This is a genomic window from Rhodococcus sp. 06-221-2, assembly GCF_002258365.1.
Lineage (GTDB): Bacteria > Actinomycetota > Actinomycetes > Mycobacteriales > Mycobacteriaceae > Rhodococcoides > Rhodococcoides fascians.
In genome coordinates this window covers 190,236-206,323 of record NZ_NOYJ01000016.1, presented here as the reverse complement: position 1 = coordinate 206,323, position 16,088 = coordinate 190,236, and the positions used below count along the sequence as shown (strand labels likewise).

13 protein-coding genes are annotated in these 16,088 nt (G+C 65.8%); 6 read left to right on the top strand and 7 right to left on the bottom strand.

The genetic code is table 11. The features are described 5' to 3' along the window. Positions 1-17 precede the first annotated feature (17 nt). Together CH281_RS08505 and CH281_RS08500 are read left to right on the top strand one after the other, a co-directional pair. On the top strand, positions 18-2,408 hold the full coding sequence (locus CH281_RS08505) for a helicase-associated domain-containing protein (protein ID WP_072691990.1): 2,391 nt from the start codon (positions 18-20) through the stop codon (positions 2,406-2,408). 44 nt (positions 2,409-2,452) lie between these two features. Further along, entirely contained in the window at positions 2,453-4,834 is a 2,382-nt protein-coding gene (locus tag CH281_RS08500; protein WP_032408545.1) for a DNA polymerase III subunit gamma and tau, read from the top strand. A gap of 3 nt (positions 4,835-4,837) precedes the next feature. On the opposite strand, the gene CH281_RS08495 is transcribed toward CH281_RS08500, so the two are convergent. After that, a complete protein-coding gene (locus tag CH281_RS08495; protein WP_027494552.1) occupies positions 4,838-5,080 on the bottom strand; it encodes a hypothetical protein in 243 nt (80 codons plus the stop codon). Positions 5,081-5,313: 233 nt separating this feature from the next. Here CH281_RS08495 and CH281_RS08490 point away from each other — a divergent pair, with 233 nt between their 5' ends. Together CH281_RS08490 and CH281_RS08485 are read left to right on the top strand one after the other, a co-directional pair. Further along, positions 5,314-6,525, top strand: a complete 1,212-nt coding sequence (locus CH281_RS08490) for an acetyl-CoA C-acetyltransferase (protein WP_027494551.1) — start codon at positions 5,314-5,316, stop codon at positions 6,523-6,525. A gap of 9 nt (positions 6,526-6,534) precedes the next feature. Beyond that, positions 6,535-8,670: a 3-hydroxyacyl-CoA dehydrogenase NAD-binding domain-containing protein gene (locus CH281_RS08485; RefSeq protein WP_032399301.1), complete on the top strand. Its 2,136-nt coding sequence runs from the start codon at positions 6,535-6,537 to the stop codon at positions 8,668-8,670. A gap of 61 nt (positions 8,671-8,731) precedes the next feature. Here CH281_RS08485 and CH281_RS08480 read toward each other — a convergent pair whose 3' ends face one another. From CH281_RS08480 to mihF, 4 genes are all read right to left on the bottom strand, one after another. Next, a complete protein-coding gene (locus tag CH281_RS08480; protein WP_052060936.1) occupies positions 8,732-9,388 on the bottom strand; it encodes a GntR family transcriptional regulator in 657 nt (218 codons plus the stop codon). A 13-nt stretch (positions 9,389-9,401) separates the two neighbouring features. Further along, positions 9,402-10,574, bottom strand: coding sequence for a cation:proton antiporter (locus tag CH281_RS08475; RefSeq protein ID WP_032408441.1), 1,173 nt, complete (start codon positions 10,572-10,574; stop codon positions 9,402-9,404). Between the two features lie 19 nt (positions 10,575-10,593). Next, positions 10,594-11,076, bottom strand: a complete 483-nt coding sequence (locus CH281_RS08470) for a cation:proton antiporter regulatory subunit (protein ID WP_027494547.1) — start codon at positions 11,074-11,076, stop codon at positions 10,594-10,596. A gap of 82 nt (positions 11,077-11,158) precedes the next feature. After that, complete coding sequence (gene mihF / locus CH281_RS08465) at positions 11,159-11,473, bottom strand: integration host factor, actinobacterial type (protein WP_008712632.1); 315 nt, start codon at positions 11,471-11,473, stop codon at positions 11,159-11,161. 343 nt (positions 11,474-11,816) lie between these two features. Here mihF and CH281_RS08460 point away from each other — a divergent pair, with 343 nt between their 5' ends. Further along, the gene (locus CH281_RS08460) at positions 11,817-12,869 is read left to right on the top strand and encodes an alpha/beta hydrolase (RefSeq protein WP_052060938.1); all 1,053 of its coding nucleotides are present in this window, start codon (positions 11,817-11,819) and stop codon (positions 12,867-12,869) included. A gap of 16 nt (positions 12,870-12,885) precedes the next feature. Here the strand turns inward: CH281_RS08460 and CH281_RS08455 are convergent, their stop codons facing one another. Continuing rightward, positions 12,886-13,788: an oxygenase MpaB family protein gene (locus CH281_RS08455; protein WP_032392800.1), complete on the bottom strand. Its 903-nt coding sequence runs from the start codon at positions 13,786-13,788 to the stop codon at positions 12,886-12,888. 2 nt (positions 13,789-13,790) lie between these two features. Then, positions 13,791-15,308: an aldehyde dehydrogenase family protein gene (locus CH281_RS08450; RefSeq protein ID WP_370878754.1), complete on the bottom strand. Its 1,518-nt coding sequence runs from the start codon at positions 15,306-15,308 to the stop codon at positions 13,791-13,793. A 102-nt stretch (positions 15,309-15,410) separates the two neighbouring features. On the opposite strand from CH281_RS08450, the gene CH281_RS08445 reads away from it, so the two are divergent. After that, positions 15,411-16,085, top strand: a complete 675-nt coding sequence (locus CH281_RS08445) for a GntR family transcriptional regulator (RefSeq protein ID WP_052060940.1) — start codon at positions 15,411-15,413, stop codon at positions 16,083-16,085. Positions 16,086-16,088 lie beyond the last annotated feature (3 nt).

Sequence of the window (16,088 nt, the reverse complement as noted above, 5' to 3'; positions counted from 1 at the left end):
TGCACCGGGGGGACGAGATGACCGAGACGATCGGGACGTACGAGGGGTGGCTGGCCTCGCTCGACGAGGACGCACTGACGGATCTGCTGCGACGTCGACCGGACGTGGCAACCGACCCGCCACCCCGCTCGTTCGGGTTGCTCGCGCAACTGCTCGGCTCGCCCTGGCGGGTGGCGGCGTTACCTCGAAAACTCGACAGAGGTGCGCTCGACCTGCTCGAGTTGTTCGCGCTCATGGAGGATCTCAGCCGCGCCGAGATCGGCCACTGGACGGGCGAGGGAATCTCGAACGAGACGGCGCATATCGATACGGCCCTGAACACGCTGATGGCCTACGGCCTGATCTGGCCGCACACGGCAGAGGGCTCGGACGCGGTCGAGTACCGCCCCGTCGATCTGTCCGGCGTGTTCTCGCACCCATTCGGTCTTGCCCGTAGGCAGCGAAAGTTGTTCTTGCACTGCGCCGTCGAGCAGGACCGACCTGCTTTGTTGACCCGCCTTGGAGTCGACTCCTCGCTCGATCGAGCCGAACGCGCCGACGCCGTCGCGGCCGCGATGACCCCCGAACGTATCCGAGCCTTGTTCGACGACGGCCCGCCCGAGATGCGAGAGATGTTGTCTCGCTTCGTCGATGGACAACCGGCGTCATTGATCTTCGATGTGCCGCCGACCGCAGGTACCGCCGCCTTCGAGCGCGGATTGCTGTATCGATTGGACGGGCATCGCGTCGAGATGCCGTTGGAAGTGAGCATCGCGCTGCGAGGAGACGGGTGGCGATTGCCCATCGAGCTCAGGCCGCCGGAATTCGCCACTCGTGTTCTGTCGCACAATGACTCGCGGCGAGCGCGCTCCATCGCCTTGCTGCAGTTCTGTGAGCACACGCAGGCGTTGTTGACGGCAATCGACACCGATGGCCTGGCAATGATGAAGACCGGTGGCATCAGCACCAAAGAACTCCGTGCGCTGACTTCTCGTCTGGGATTCGCCGACGAGCATCACACCGCGTTGATGCTGATGCTGGCGCGCGAAGCCGGGTTGCTCGCCGACCGGGGAAAGACCGGCGTCGCATTGACCTCGACCTACGAAACCTGGTCGACGAGCTCGCGATCCGAACAGGCGGCAGCATTGTTGGCCGCGTGGTGGTGCTCGCCCTTCACGCCGACCCACCGGGTGCCTCGATCCTCCCAGAAGACCGCGCCGGTACTCAAGAAGATGCTCGACGATCCCGCGGCCGCAGACGTGCGTTCGACTGCCTTGGCGGCTCTTCTGCGCCTCGGCGGATCCGACAGCCCGACGCCGGTGTTGTCCGATCCCGACGAATTCGCCCGCTACCTCGAGTGGCATATTCCGGTCGTCTCGACGAGCGCCGGGTTTGGCCACGTGCGCGCACTCTGGGCCGAGGCCACCCGCCTCGGAGTTCTGGTCGACGGCGCACCGACCGATCTGTGCGCCACCCTGACGGACTTCCGAGTGGGCCGAGACGGCGATCCGCGCCAGATCGCCTCCGCGCTGGCAACGCAGCTACAAGATATGGCCGAATGGGTGCCGTTCTCGGTGCGCCTGTTGCCCGATTCGACCGCAGTGGTCACCGGGCCGCCGAGCACCGAGGTGGCGTCGATACTCGGTGCGGCCGCGCAACCCGAGTCGCGGGAAGTGGCGTCGGTCTGGCGCTTCACGCCGGCGACGATCCGCAACTTCTTCGACACCGGTGGTACCGGTGAGGAGTTGATCGACGCCCTCGCCGAGATGGCCGACACCGACGTTCCCCAAGCCCTGGCCTATACGATCCGAGACTGTTGGCGCACCTACGGCGCACTGGCCGTGCGCAAGATCCCGTGCGCCATCGTCTCCGAGGACGTCGTACTGCTGACGAACATCGAGACGGACGAGGCATTGGCGGTGCTGCAGTTCCAGCGGCTCGCGCCGACAGTCCTGATCAGTTCTGCCACACCCATCGACACTCTCGCGGTGCTGCGCAGGCACGGATACTCCCCGGTGCGGCACTCCGACACCGGTCGGCTCGAGCTGGACAGCGCGACCAGGGTCCGCGCCAACACCACCCGCATCTCGCACCCCGCACCCGCAGCACCACGTCGACGCGAATCACGCGAGCTCGCACGGCTGCTGCAAGCAGGCGACCCCGGCACCGTCGACGACGCACGGGTGCGTTCCGCGCTCAGCCGGCACAGCAGACTGCTGCCACGGGAGCTCGATGCGCTGACCGACGCCGCAGCGCGCGGCGCACCCGTCTCGATCGACTATCAGAACTCCAAAGGCGCAATCGTGCGGCACGCGATCTCGGACGCGCTGCAGGACGGCAACTGGCTACTCGCGCTGTCGACGTCCACCGGCAGCCGGGAAAGCTTCGCGATCATGAACATCAGAGCGGTGTCCGCCGGTCCGCACTGATGCACGATGCAACTCTGTCGTCGGTCGCCGGTACCCTTTCGGGCGTGGCCCTCTACCGGAAGTACCGTCCCGCGACGTTCGCCGAAGTCGTCGGTCAGGAGCACGTCACCGAACCGATCAGCGTGGCGCTCGATTCCAACAGAATCAACCACGCCTATCTCTTCTCAGGCCCTCGTGGCTGCGGAAAGACGTCCTCGGCACGCATCCTCGCCCGATCGCTGAACTGCGCCGAAGGACCGACCTCCACCCCCTGCGGTGTGTGCAACTCCTGCGTCGCACTGGCACCGGGCGGGCCCGGCAACTTCGACGTCGTCGAGATGGACGCAGCCAGCCACGGTGGCGTCGACGATGCACGCGATCTTCGAGACAAAGCCGTGTACGCCCCGGCCGAGTCGCGCTACGTCATCTTCATCATCGACGAGGCGCACATGGTCACCCCGGCCGGCTTCAACGCGCTGCTCAAGGTCGTCGAGGAACCGCCGGAGCACCTGGTCTTCATCTTCGCGACCACCGAGCCCGAGAAGGTGCTCCCCACCATCCGCTCGCGAACCCACCACTACCCGTTCCGACTGCTCGCGCCGTCGACGATGCGCGGCCTGCTCGAGAAGATCTGTGGTCAGGAACAGGTACCGGTCGAGGACGCGGTCTATCCACTCGTTATCCGCGCGGGTGGCGGTTCTCCGCGTGACTCGCTGTCGGTCATGGACCAGTTGCTGGCCGGAGCCGGACCGGAAGGCGTCACCTACCCGCGAGCTCTGTCGCTGCTCGGCGTCACCGACGTCGCGCTGATCGACGAGGCCGTCGACGCCCTGGCCGCGGGAGACGGCGGCGCACTGTTCGGCACCGTCGACAAGGTGATGGACGCGGGCCACGACCCACGTCGCTTCGCCATCGACCTCCTCGATCGCATGCGAGACCTGATCCTGATGAAGGCCGTACCCGACGCCGGTGAACGTGGCCTGGTCGACGTGCCGGGCGACGTCCTCGAACGGCTCCGCGACGAGGCGGACCTGCTCGGCTCGGCGACGCTGACTCGCTACGCCGAAATCGTGCACTCGGGCCTCGGCGAAATGCGAGGGGCCACCGCGCCGCGCCTGCTGCTCGAAGTGATGTGCGCACGGATGCTGCTGCCCTCGGCTTCCGATGCGGAATCGGCGGTGCTGCAGAGGCTCGAACGCGTCGAACGTCGCCTGGACGTCACCCTTCCTGCCGGTGAGCAGGCGGCAGTGGCACAGGCAGCCGCAGACCCGACACGACCACAGCTGCCCGCGACCGACGAGCCTGCACCCTCCGGCCCGCCCCCGGTGAACAAATTCCAGCGACCGTCCCAGCGACAGCCGGCCGCCGAGTCCGCACCCGCGGCACCAGCATCGGCCCCGGCTCCGGCACCTGCGCCTGCGCCTGTCGCGGCACCCGAACCCATGGCGGTCCCGGAAACGTCTCCGGTGCCCGAGCCTGCAGCTCCTGAGCCAGCTCCCGCACCCGAGCCAGCTCCCGCACCCGAGCCGGCTCCGACACCCGAACCAGCTCCGACACCCGAACCAGCTCCGACACCCGAACCGGCTCCGACACCCGAACCGGCTCCAACACCCGAGCCAGCTCCGACACCCGAGCCAGCTCCGACACCCGAACCGGCACCCACACCCGAACCGGCGCGCGAGCCCGCACCGGTCACGACTTCCGCTGCAGCGCAACAGCATTCGGAAACTTCGCTGTCCCATGAGGATTTTCCGCCGGAGCCCGAGGACGAGTACGGACCGGAGCCCGAGCCGGTGTACGAATCCGAGCCCGAGCCTGTCGCGGCACCCGCGGCGGCCTCCAACGAGCCGGATGCGGCGGCCGTCCGCGCGGTGTGGTCCGAGGTGCGAACCAAGGTACGAGAGCGAAGCAGGACCGTCGAGGTGATGTTGTCCGGTGCGTCGGTACGCACCGTCGAGAACGGCACCATCACACTGGGCCACGATTCGGCACCGCTCGCGAAGCGACTCGAAGAACCCCGCAACGCCGACGTCATTCGGGACGCGTTGCGTGACGTGTTCGGCGTCGAATGGTCGGTGGTCTGTCTGGTGGGTGCTGCGGCACCACCGGAACCGTCATCAGCAAAAAAAGATGAACCGGCAGCGAAACCCGCGTCGCTGCCGAAGTTCTCGAGGCCGAGCCAGGCAGGGGCTCCCCGTCCGACGTCGGACGGTTTCGGTTCAGCGGGCGATGGATCGGACGCAGATATTCCGATGCCCGAGGCCCCGGACTATCCCGATGATCCCGAGCCGGTAGGTCCGCCGCCTCCGGAGACGCCGGAGGACGAGGAAGAACTGCTCAAGGCCGCGGCCGAACCCGCGGACCCGTCGGTTCGTCGGGACCCGGAAACGGTCGCCATGGAGCTGCTGGTGAGCGAACTCGGAGCGGTACCGCTCAAGGAGATCTGAGGCTCAGGCGAGCGTGAGATCGTCGGTGTCGACGAATACCAGTCGGCCGCTGTCGAGAGCGACGGCCCAACGCTTGGCGACGGCCCAGTCCCGCGAGGTGCTGTCGGTCGCTTGGACTCCGAAGTCGTCGACGATAGCGCCGGTCTCGTAGGCGTCGGATCCAGAACTGTCGGCTCCGGACTTGTCGTCGTTGCGAGTGCGTACCTTGACGCGAGCGCCCACGGTCGGTTCGTTGTCGGTTTCCATGGTCGGTCTTCTTTCGCCTTCGGTCGATCTGACGCATCGTAATTTCCCATGACGGGGTCGTTCAAACCTGAACCGCATCGTGGGTCATGCGAAACGCTCGTTTCGGTCCTTATGTCGGATCGGTATGCCAACTTACTGTGGCATGAGCTGAGGTCTGTCATGGCCTCGCACCGACGCGATCGGCCGGCACGGCGATCGCGACAAGATCGAGTATGTGGAAGGAACTGCGCGCTGTGACTACAGAGGCATTCATTTACGAGGCCATCAGGACTCCCCGAGGTAAAGGAAAGAACGGCTCCCTGCATTCGGTGAAGCCGATTTCCTTGGTGACCGGGCTGATCGACGAGCTCCGTCGACGTTTCCCCGACATGGACGAGAACCGAATCTCCGACCTCATCCTGGGCGTGGTCTCGCCCGTCGGAGATCAGGGTGCCGACATCGCCCGCACGGCCGTGCTCGCAGCCAAGATGCCCGACACCGTCGGCGGCTTCCAGCTCAACCGCTTCTGCGCGTCGGGCCTCGAGGCCGTCAACCTGGCCGCGCAGAAGGTGCGCTCGGGCTGGGACGAACTGGTCGTTGCCGGCGGCGTCGAGTCGATGTCTCGCGTGCCGATGGGCAGTGACGGCGGCGCATGGGCCATGGACCCGGCCACCAACTACGACACCTACTTCGCCCCGCAGGGCATCGGTGCCGACCTGATCGCCACCATCGAAGGATTCACCCGCGAGGACGTCGACGCGTATGCCGTCCAGTCCCAGGAGCGCGCCGCAGCGGCGTGGTCCGGTGGCTACTTCGCCAAGTCCGTCGTTCCGGTCACCGACCAGAACGGTCTGCTGATCCTCGATCAGGACGAGCACATGCGTCCGGGCAGTACCGTCGAGTCGCTCGGCAAGCTGAACCCGGCATTCACCGGTATCGCGGCCATGGGCGGATTCGACGACGTGGCGCTGCAGAAGTACCACTGGATCGAGAAGATCGATCACGTCCACACCGGCGGAAACAGCTCCGGCATCGTCGACGGCGCAGCCCTCGTCCTCGTCGGCAGCGAGCAGGCGGGCAAGGACCTGAACATGGTCCCGCGCGCCCGCATCGTCGCGACGGCCACCAGTGGTGCCGATACGACGATCATGCTGACCGGACCGACCCCGGCGTCGAAGAAGGTTCTCGCCACCGCCGGCCTGACCGTCGACGACATCGATCTGTTCGAGCTCAACGAGGCGTTCGCTTCCGTGGTGCTGCGTTTCCAGAAGGATCTGAAGATCCCGAACGAGAAGCTCAACGTCAACGGCGGCGCCATCGCCATGGGCCACCCGCTCGGTGCCACCGGAGCCATGATCACCGGCACCGTGCTCGACGAGCTCGAGCGCCGCGGCGGCCGGTACGCCTTGATCACCCTGTGCATCGGCGGCGGCATGGGCGTTGCCACCATCATCGAGCGAGTCTGAGGTAGAACGATGTCTGACAACATGATTCAGTGGGACCAGGACGCCGACGGCATCGTCGTTCTGACGATGGACGACCCCAACCAGGGCGCCAACACGATGAACCAGCTGTACAAGGACTCGATGGGCGCGACGGTCGACCGCCTCGAGGCCGAGAAGGACAGCATCACCGGAGTCGTGCTGACCTCCGCCAAGAAGACGTTCTTCGCCGGCGGCGATCTGCACACCCTCATCGAAGCCAAGCCCGAGGACGCCCAGCGGGTGTTCGACGAGGTCCAGGAAGTCAAGGGACAGCTGCGTCGGCTCGAGAAGCTCGGCAAGCCGGTCGTGTCCGCCATCAACGGTGCGGCACTCGGCGGCGGACTCGAGATCGCTCTCGCAACGCATCACCGCATCGCGGCCGATGTTCCCGGCGTGCAGATCGGTCTGCCCGAGGTCTCGCTCGGCCTCCTGCCCGGCGGCGGCGGCGTTGCCCGCATCACGCGACTGCTCGGCATCCAGACCGGCTTCATGACGGTCCTCGCTCAGGGCACTCGGTTCCGTCCGGCCAAGGCTCTCGAAATCGGTCTGGTTCACGAATTGGTCGGCAGCATCGACGAATTGGTGCCCACCGCCAAGGCATGGATCAAGGCCAACCCCGAGGGTGGCGTCGCACCGTGGGACGTCAAGGGTTACAAGATCCCCGGCGGCACGCCGTCGAACCCGAAGCTCGCGCAGATCCTGCCTGCCTTCCCGTCCAACCTGCGCAAGCAGATCAAGGGCGCACCGATGCCGGCTCCGCGCGCGATTCTCGCTGCGGCGGTGGAGGGTGCGCAGGTCGACTTCGACAATGCGTGCACCATCGAGTCGCGGTACTTCACCGAGTTGGTCACCGGTCTGGTGTCCAAGAACATGATTCAGGCGTTCTTCTTCGACCTGCAGGCGATCAACGCCGGTAAGTCTCGTCCCGACGGCATCGAGAAGACCACCTTCACCAAGGTCGCGGTTCTCGGCGCAGGCATGATGGGCGCGGGCATCGCGTACGTGTGTGCCAAGGCCGGAATCGACGTGGTGCTCAAGGACGTTGCGATCGAGTCGGCGCAGAAGGGCAAGGCGTACTCCGAGGCCATCGAGGCCAAGGCACTCTCGCGTGGCAAGACCACCCAGGAGAAGTCGGACGCTCTGCTCGCACGCATCCACCCGACCGCCGATGCCAAGGACGTCGAAGGTGCCGACCTCGTCATCGAGGCCGTCTTCGAGTCGGAAGAGTTGAAGCAGAAGGTCTTCCAGGAGATCGAGGACCTCGTCGATCCGACGGCGCTGCTCGGTTCCAACACCTCGACGCTGCCCATCACGAGCCTCGCTCAGGGCATCAAGCGTCAGGAAGACTTCATCGGCATCCACTTCTTCTCACCCGTCGACAAGATGCCGCTGGTGGAGATCATTCGCGGCGAGAAGACGTCGGATGCGGCCTTGGCCAAGGCATTCGACCTGGTGCAGCTCATCAAGAAGACGCCGATCGTCGTCAACGACAGTCGTGGATTCTTCACCTCTCGCGTGATCGGTACGTTCATCAACGAGGCCATTGCGATGCTGGGCGAGGGCGTCGAGCCGTCGACCATCGAGCAGGCCGGTCTGCAGGCCGGTTACCCGGCTGCGCCGCTGCAGCTTTCGGACGAGCTCACGCTCAACCTGATGCAGAAGATCCGCAAGGAAACCTACGACGCCATCAAGGCTGCCGGTGGAACGCCTCCGGAGGATCCGGCCGGCGAGGTCATCGACAAGATGGTCGACGAGTTCGAGCGTCCGTCGAAGGCCAAGGGTGCGGGCTTCTACGAGTACGAAGACGGCAAGCGCGCCGGCCTGTGGCCCGGACTGCGTGATGCGTTCAAGTCGGGTTCGGCGGACATCCCGTTCGAGGACCTCAAGGAACGCATGCTGTTCATCGAGGCCATCGAGACGCAGAAGTGCTTCGACGAGGGTGTCCTGAATACCACCGCCGACGCCAACATCGGTTCGATCTTCGGCATCGGCTTCCCGGCATGGACGGGTGGCGTGCACCAGTACGTCGTCGGCTACCCGGGTGGTCAGGCCGGATTCGTCGCTCGCGCGGACGAATTGGCCAAGAAGTACGGAGAGCGCTTCCAGGTTCCGGCCTCGCTGCGCTGACCCCATGTGAGTGGAAACGCGTAGCAGGCTACGAGTTTCCACTCACGTGCGCGTAGCGCTGTCACCCGCGATGCGCGATCAACCTCTCGGCGCCGTCTGTGAATTGTTGCTTCATCAATTCGCAGGCGGCGTCGATGTCGTTTCGAATCAGGGCCGCGATCAGCTCCTCGTGATTGCGCACGGCTGCTCGGCCCCAGTCACGGTCGGTGGCGTAGAGACGGGTCGGGGTATAGCGGGTGGCGTTGTTGAGAAACCACGCCAACTTGGCCGACTCGGCCAGACGGTTCAGCACACGATGGAACTCGAACTCGATGTTCTCGACGTCCTCGGCCTTGCCGTTCTCGACGGCGACCGACAGTGCGTCGGTGAGCTCGGTGAGTCGATCCAGTTCGACCTCGGTGATCTTCGGTGCCGCCCGGCGCACGAGTTCGACCGCGATCTCACCCTGCAGCCAGAAGATGTCGACGATGTCGCTCGGCGTCAGCGCAGACACCACATAGCCGCGGTGGGGGACGAGCTCGACGATGCCCTCACCGCGCAAGGTCAGTAGCGCCTCACGCACCGGGGTGACGCTGACGCCCAGCTGGGCTGCGGTCTCGTCGAGCCGGATGAAGTCTCCCGGACTCACCTCTCCGGACATCACCAGGTGCCGGACGTGGCTGGCGACTTCCTCGGACAACTGCGGCCGTCGCCTCAGAGCCGTCCGCTTGTCTGCCATGTCGAAAAGCCAATCACACCGCGGGCTTGGTCCGGAGCACAACCTTCGCGACGGGTTCGACGACGCGGGCAGCAATCGGCCCCAGGATGGCCATCAGCAGCACGTACGCCGTCGCCAGGGCCGCCAGTTCGCCTTCGACAGCTCCCGCGGCGACGGCCAGTCCGGCGATGACGATGGAGAACTCTCCGCGCGCCACCAGAGCCGCACCGGCGCGTAGTCGTCCCGGCCTGCCGATTCCCTGCCGACCTGCTGCCCACCAGCCCGTCGCGATCTTGGTCGCGGCGGTGGTGACGGCGAGTACGACGGCCCAGCCCAACACGGGCGGGATGGTCGACGGGTCGGTGCCCAGACCGAACACGACGAAGAACATCGCAGCGAACAGGTCGCGTAGGGGTTCGAGGACGCGGGTCGCGTTGTCGGCCGTCGACCCGGAGATCGCGATTCCCAGCAGGAACGCACCGACGGCCGCCGAGACCTGCAGTTCCGACGCGATGCCGGCCACCAGCAGGGCGGACCCGAGGACTTTGAGCAGCACGACCTCACGGTCGGGACTGTCGACGATCGCCGAGACGAATCTGCCGTATTTCAGCGCGACGACCAACACGAAGGTGATGACGAACAGTGAGATGCCGAGGGCTTCGAGTCCGCCGAGGAAGCTGACTCCGCTCAGGACGGCGGTGAGGATCGGGAGGTAGATGGCCATGGCCAGGTCCTCGAACACCAGGATCGACAGCACGACCGGGGTTTCGCGGTTTCCCAGTCGGCCCAGGTCGGTGAGAACTTTGGCAATGATGCCCGACGACGAGATGTACGTGACGCCGCCCATCACGAGCGCCCCGACTCCGCCCCAGCCGAGCAGCAGCGCGACGACGGCACCGGGCGCGAAGTTGAGGACGATGTCGACCAGACCGGCCATCCACGATCGACGCAGGCCGGTGACGAGCTCGGTTGCGGTGTATTCGAGGCCGAGCAGCAGCAACAGCAGGATGACGCCGATTTCGCTGGCGATCTCGCTGAACTCGTCGATGCCGCCGAGGTTGACGAATCCGCCGTTGCCGAAGGCCAGTCCGCCGAGCAGGTAGAACGGGATGGGGGAGACGCCGATCCGGCCGGCGAGACGAGCGAGAAGTCCGAGAACGAAGAACACGGCACCCAGCTCGGTGAGGGCGAGCGCGCTCTCGGCCACGGGTCAGCCCCGACTGATCTCAGGCATTGCCGAGCAACTTGGCTGCTGCGTCCAGTCCGTCCGCGGTGCCGACGGCGACCAGCAGGTCACCTGCGGCGAGCGTGAAGTCGGGGGTGGGTGACGGTTGTACCTGGCCGGCGCGCATGACAGCGACGACGGATACTCCGGTCTTGGTGCGCATGGCGGTGTCGCCGAGTGTGCGGCTGACGAACCGTGAATTCGCGCGAATGGGGAGCTGACGAGTGTTGATTCCGGGGAGATCGCGATGCTCTTCCCCGAGCTGAGCAATGAGTTGCGGCGACCCGAGCAGATTGCCCAGGGCCGCCGCTTCCTCATTGCTCAGGGTGATGGACGCCTGCGTCGCATCGGGGTCGTCCTTGCGCGAAACGATCAACTCGTTCGCGCCGTCCTTGCGGGTGATGACGCCGATGCGGCGCCCGGAAGCGAGGGCAAAATCTTTCCGCACCCCGATTCCGGGCAGCAGGGTCACTTCGACGTTCATGGTCGAAATGCTAGCCCTGCAGGCAACGCGTTATCGCAGGATCAGGCGTGGAGCCTGCAGGAACGACCCGTGAAAATGTGAATCAGGATGCGACGGCAGCGAGCAGCGCTTCGCGCTGGTTTGCGCCGAGGCCGCCGATGCGGCGCGTATCTGCGATGGACAGCTGCTCGAGCAGCTGTGCGGCGCGCACGGATCCAACGCCCGGCAGGGCCTTGATCAGCGCGGACACCTTGGTCTTCTTGACGATCTCGTCGTTCTCCGCCTTGGCGAGGACGTCAGCGACGCTCAGTTCGCCGGACTTGACGGATGCGAGCAGCTTCGACCGCGCAGTGCGTGCCTCGGCCGCCTTGGCCAGCGCCGCGGTGCGCTGTTCCGGTGTCAATACTGGTAAAGCCATGGCCTGTTCTCCTCGATTGTGGTGACCCGTCGCTCGTTGACAGGTCTCGACCCTCTTGCATCGTGCCTGGTGGCTCTTCCAATCTAACCGAACAACACGGGTGTCATTCACGGTCGAACCACCGAACCTCCCTCGCCAGGCTACGTCCTATCCGATTCGGGGTGTGCCCCGACCAGCACTTCGGCCTTCCGGAGCCGGTGTGTGCTGGGTGTTCGACGCCTCGAGCCGGCTCGGTCGGGAGCGGTCGCGTGCGTTTTTCGATGGGCGACGTCGAGTGCCGTGCCGCGGGTTACGGGCAGCGTACCCATATCCGAACGGTCGGTCGGATTGTTATTCTGGCGGCATGATGCGCACCCGAGGACTGCTGGCCGGACTGGCCGCGTCGATGCTCCTGCTCGTCGGCGCGGGTACCGCGGCCGCTGCTCCGATCAACGTTCCGTGGTCACCCGACGACGCGCTCGATTCGGAGGTCAGCTTCGAGTCCGGCGGCGTCACCTTCTACGGCAGCCTCCGCATGCCGGTCGGCGACACCCGCGGCGTGGCCTTGGTGCTGCCGGGCAGCGGGCCGACCGATCGCAACGGGAACTCGGGTGATCTGCACCTGAACACGACCGCATACGTCGCCGACGAGTTGTCCCGACGCGGTATTGCGAGCCTGCGGTTCGACAAGCTCGGGAGCGGCCGCACCGGGCTGGCCGGGGTGGATCCGAACAACCCGCCCGGCTTCGATGCGCAGGTCGACAATGCCGCGGACGCACTGGCTTTCCTGCAGCAGCGCACCGGTGTCGGGGCGGATCGCACGACGGTGATCGGGCACAGCGAGGGCGCACTGACGGCACTGCGCCTGGCCGATGCCGACAGTGCGGCGTTCACCCATGTCGGCCTGCTCGAGCCGTTGTCCATCCGCTACCTCGACCTGCTGACCGCGCAGGTCGATCGCAACATCGGCGAGGCCGTGGCGGTCGGCCAGTTCACCGAGGAGCAGGCCGCGTCGTCGCGGGATCGCTTCGCCCAGGCCGTCGCCGATATTCGCGCGGGACAACCGCTGTCTGCCGAGCCCGACCCGATCGTCGACGGTCTGGGACTGCGGCAGAGCGCCACCTTCCTGCGGGAAGCGGATGCCACGGACCCGGCGGATCTGGCTGCCGCGCTACCGGACTCGTACTCCTCGTTCCTGACCTGCTCGGACAAGGACCTGAACGTGTCCTGCGGCCAGGTCGAGAACGTGCGAGTGGCCCTGGGCCACACCGACCTCCACTTCGCGCACTTCGCCAACAGCTCGCACATGCTGGGCGAGCTCGGCCCGCTGCCCGCCGATCCGAACACTGCCCTGGCACCGCTGCCGCTCTCGGGGGAGTTTCGCGATGCGTTCGGGCGGTGGGTGGACGGACTCTGACCCGTCGAGTTGGCAGTTACGTCGTCGCTACCGGACAACCGCGAATCGGTGATGCGGCCTGGGTGCCCAGATCTTTCGGGCTGTACCCGACGGGATAGCCGGGGTAGGTCTTGTTGCCCGCGTCGGCTGTCGTGCGTGAGTGTTTTCTCGAGGGCAGGAAACGCTCCACGCGGGCCTTGGTCCGCAGCGCCCGCACCGCGGCCCGTTCCAGCGTGGGTGAGCCGGCGGGGAAGCCGAATGCGTTCGCCATCCGATCGTCGAGCAACGCGAACACGCCCTGCCGGACGGCCGGGGTGAGCGCGGCGGGAAACCACGAGCAGTAGAGATCGAGGGTGTAGGTGCCGATGCGACGGTTGTCCTCGCTGAAGCGGAACGTTCGTTCTTCGTAATCGAGCTTGAACTGTGCGAACTCGGTATACGACTCTGGAATGTCCTTGATGCCCATGCGTTTACCCACTTCGCTGTAGAAGTGGAAGGTCGCGAGCCGCTCGTGGGGATGCAGACGACGCCACCCGTAGGTGTCGATCCATTCGATGGGCTCGTAGATGAACGTCGTGAGCACGTACAGCATGTCGTCGTTGGAAATGTCGTACTGGGCGTGCATTCGATTGACCGTCCGCAGTGACTGACGACCTCGTTCGGAGTCGTATCCGTGCTCGACCATTTCCGACATCAGCAGCGAGGTGTCGTCGTACCGCTTCTGCGGTCGCTTCTCGAACTCGCCGGTCCGGGCCAGCAGAGCGGAGATCGTCGGCACGCAATACGTTCGGAACAAGGCGAATTCGAGGGCCCGCTGATAATCCCAGGGGAACTCGTACCCCGCGGTGATCCGGTGAATGGTGTGACAGTCGCGGACCGGGTCGAGTTCCTCGACGCGGCGCAACCACCCGTATCGACCCCGACCCGGCGCGATGTCCATGGTCAGCCTCGTCCGTGGCGAAGTTTGAGCGCCAGCACCGAGAGCTTCATGTTTCGTGCTTTGCGCTTCATCGTCAGCAGATCGATCGGTGCCGCGAAGCCCTGCACAGTCAGTGATTTGACGGTGCTGAATTCACGAAGACCGTCGTCGCCGTGGATGCGCCCGAAGCCCGAGTCGCCCGTTCCGCCGAACGGTAGGGCCGGGACGCCGGCGAAGCCCAGCACCGAATTGACCGTCACGACACCACAATCGAGCTTCTCGGCGGCGCGTCGCCCGACCGCGGTGTCCTTGGTGAACACCGATGCACCCAGACCGTAGGAGGACGCGTTGGCACGGGCGATGGCCTCGTCCAGGTCGCGGACCTTGTTGACGACGACGGTGGGCCCGAACGTCTCCTCGGTGATCGCGGTCGAATCCTCGGGAACGTCGGTGAGGACGACGGGGTCGATGTACGGCCCGTGCAGTGAGTCGAGACCTCCCACCAATGCCGTGCCGCCCTTGGCCAACGCATCCTCGATCTGGCCGCGGACGATGTCGCTCTGCTTGCCCAGCGTCATCGGGCCGTAGGACGAGGTCTTCGATCCACCGGGCTTCAATTCCTTGACCGCCCTGGTGAATTCGACGACGAACCGGTCGTACACCGGGGCGGCGACGTAGATACGTTCGACTCCGGCGCAGGTCTGCCCGGCATTGCCCATCGCGCCGAACGTCGCGAACTCCACGGCCGCAGGGATATCGGCGTCGGCGTCGACGAGCATCGCGTCCTTACCGCCGCACTCGGCGATCAGTGGCGTCAACGACTTCGCGCAGGTGGCCATGACTTTCTTGGCCGTCGCGGTCGAGCCGGTGAACGCGATCTTGTCGACGCCGGCTTCGACCAGGGCGGTGCCGGTGGAACCGTCGCCGGTGATCGTCTGGAACACCGGGTGGGGAGCGGCGAGCGACTGCCACTTCTCGGCCAACCAGACCCCGACACCCGGAGTGAGTTCGCTGGGCTTGAAGACGACGGTGTTGCCTGCGGCGAGGGCGTACGCGATCGACCCCATCGGCGTGTAGAGCGGGTAGTTCCACGGCCCGATGACGCCGACGACGCCGAACGGGCGGTAGCTGACGTAGGCCTTCTGGTTGATGGCGAGCAGACCCGATCCGACCCTGCGCTGTTTCAGGGTCTTGCCGGCGTGGCGCGCCGCCCAATCGATGTGTTCGACGCCCAACATGACTTCCAGCAGGGAGTCCTCGTCCGGCTTGCCGGTTTCGGCGGCGATGACGGCGGCGAGGCTCGCGGCGTCGCGGGCGATCGCGGTCTTGAATTCGAGGAGCCACCGCTTGCGGCCCTCGAATCCCTGCGCGTCCCACCACCGGGCGGCCGAGCGGGCGCGGGCCACGGCGATCTCGACCTCGGCGCCGTCGGCGATCGGGTACGTGGCGAGTGCGAGACCCGTTCTGGGATCGAGGCTTTCGAAGGTGCTCTCGTTCGTTCGTTCGATCTGGTCCGTCACGGGCTCTATCCTCCAGCAGATCGCATCACATATATTTGATGTGATTCAATGTTGTCCAGGACACACTATGCGCCCGCCACCGTTGCAACAACCCCCGCAGCCCCGCTGTGCAGGAGATGTGGAATGAGCCTCGATCTCACACGCACGGCGTCTTCGAAACAGCCGATTGCGCGACGACCGCAGCTGTCCGAGGACGTCGCAGTGAGCATCAGCCGAAGGATCGTCGCCGGTGCGCTGAAGCCGGGGGCGTTCGTCCGCATCGACGAGACCGCAGCCGAGTTGGGAGTCAGTGCCACCCCGGTACGCGAGGCGCTGGTGTCGTTGCGCGGCGAAGGGTTGCTCGAATCGGTCCCGCATCGGGGCTACCGCGTTGTCGAACTGACACGGCAGGACATCGACGACATCTTCTGGTTGCAGGGCACGATCGCCGCGGCCTTGGCCGAGCGGGCATCCCGCCGGGTCACCGCGGAGCATCTCCAGCAGTTGACCACCCTCAACGACGACCTACGCGACGCCGTGACACGCACCGACGCCGATGCCGTCGAACGGTGCGAGTTCGAGTTTCACCGCGCCATCAACAAGATCGCAGGCGGCACCACATTGGCGTGGTTTCTGCTCGGTGCCGTCAAGTACACCCCGACGCATCTACATGCGTCCGACACCGACTGGGGACGACGGGCGGTACGCGGCCACGAGGAATTGATCGAGGCGATGCGTCGAGCCGATCACCGGGCCGCCGGTGAACTGATGCGACATCAGTTCACCGACGCAGCGACCCTGGTTCGATCGTTCAGCTGAGTC

Bases quoted from the DNA above. Each gene is read 5' to 3' on its own strand.
- CH281_RS08455 (WP_032392800.1), bottom strand. From the start codon at position 13,788: ATGGACATCGCGCCGGGTCGGGGTCGATACGGGTGGTTGCGCCGCGTC.
- CH281_RS08470 (WP_027494547.1), bottom strand. From the start codon at position 11,076: ATGAACGTCGAAGTGACCCTGCTGCCCGGAATCGGGGTGCGGAAAGAT.
- CH281_RS08505 (WP_072691990.1), top strand. From the start codon at position 18: ATGACCGAGACGATCGGGACGTACGAGGGGTGGCTGGCCTCGCTCGAC.
- CH281_RS08485 (WP_032399301.1), top strand. From the start codon at position 6,535: ATGTCTGACAACATGATTCAGTGGGACCAGGACGCCGACGGCATCGTC.
- CH281_RS08480 (WP_052060936.1), bottom strand. From the start codon at position 9,388: ATGGCAGACAAGCGGACGGCTCTGAGGCGACGGCCGCAGTTGTCCGAG.
- CH281_RS08460 (WP_052060938.1), top strand. From the start codon at position 11,817: ATGATGCGCACCCGAGGACTGCTGGCCGGACTGGCCGCGTCGATGCTC.
- CH281_RS08495 (WP_027494552.1), bottom strand. From the start codon at position 5,080: ATGGAAACCGACAACGAACCGACCGTGGGCGCTCGCGTCAAGGTACGC.
- CH281_RS08445 (WP_052060940.1), top strand. From the start codon at position 15,411: ATGAGCCTCGATCTCACACGCACGGCGTCTTCGAAACAGCCGATTGCG.
- mihF (WP_008712632.1), bottom strand. From the start codon at position 11,473: ATGGCTTTACCAGTATTGACACCGGAACAGCGCACCGCGGCGCTGGCC.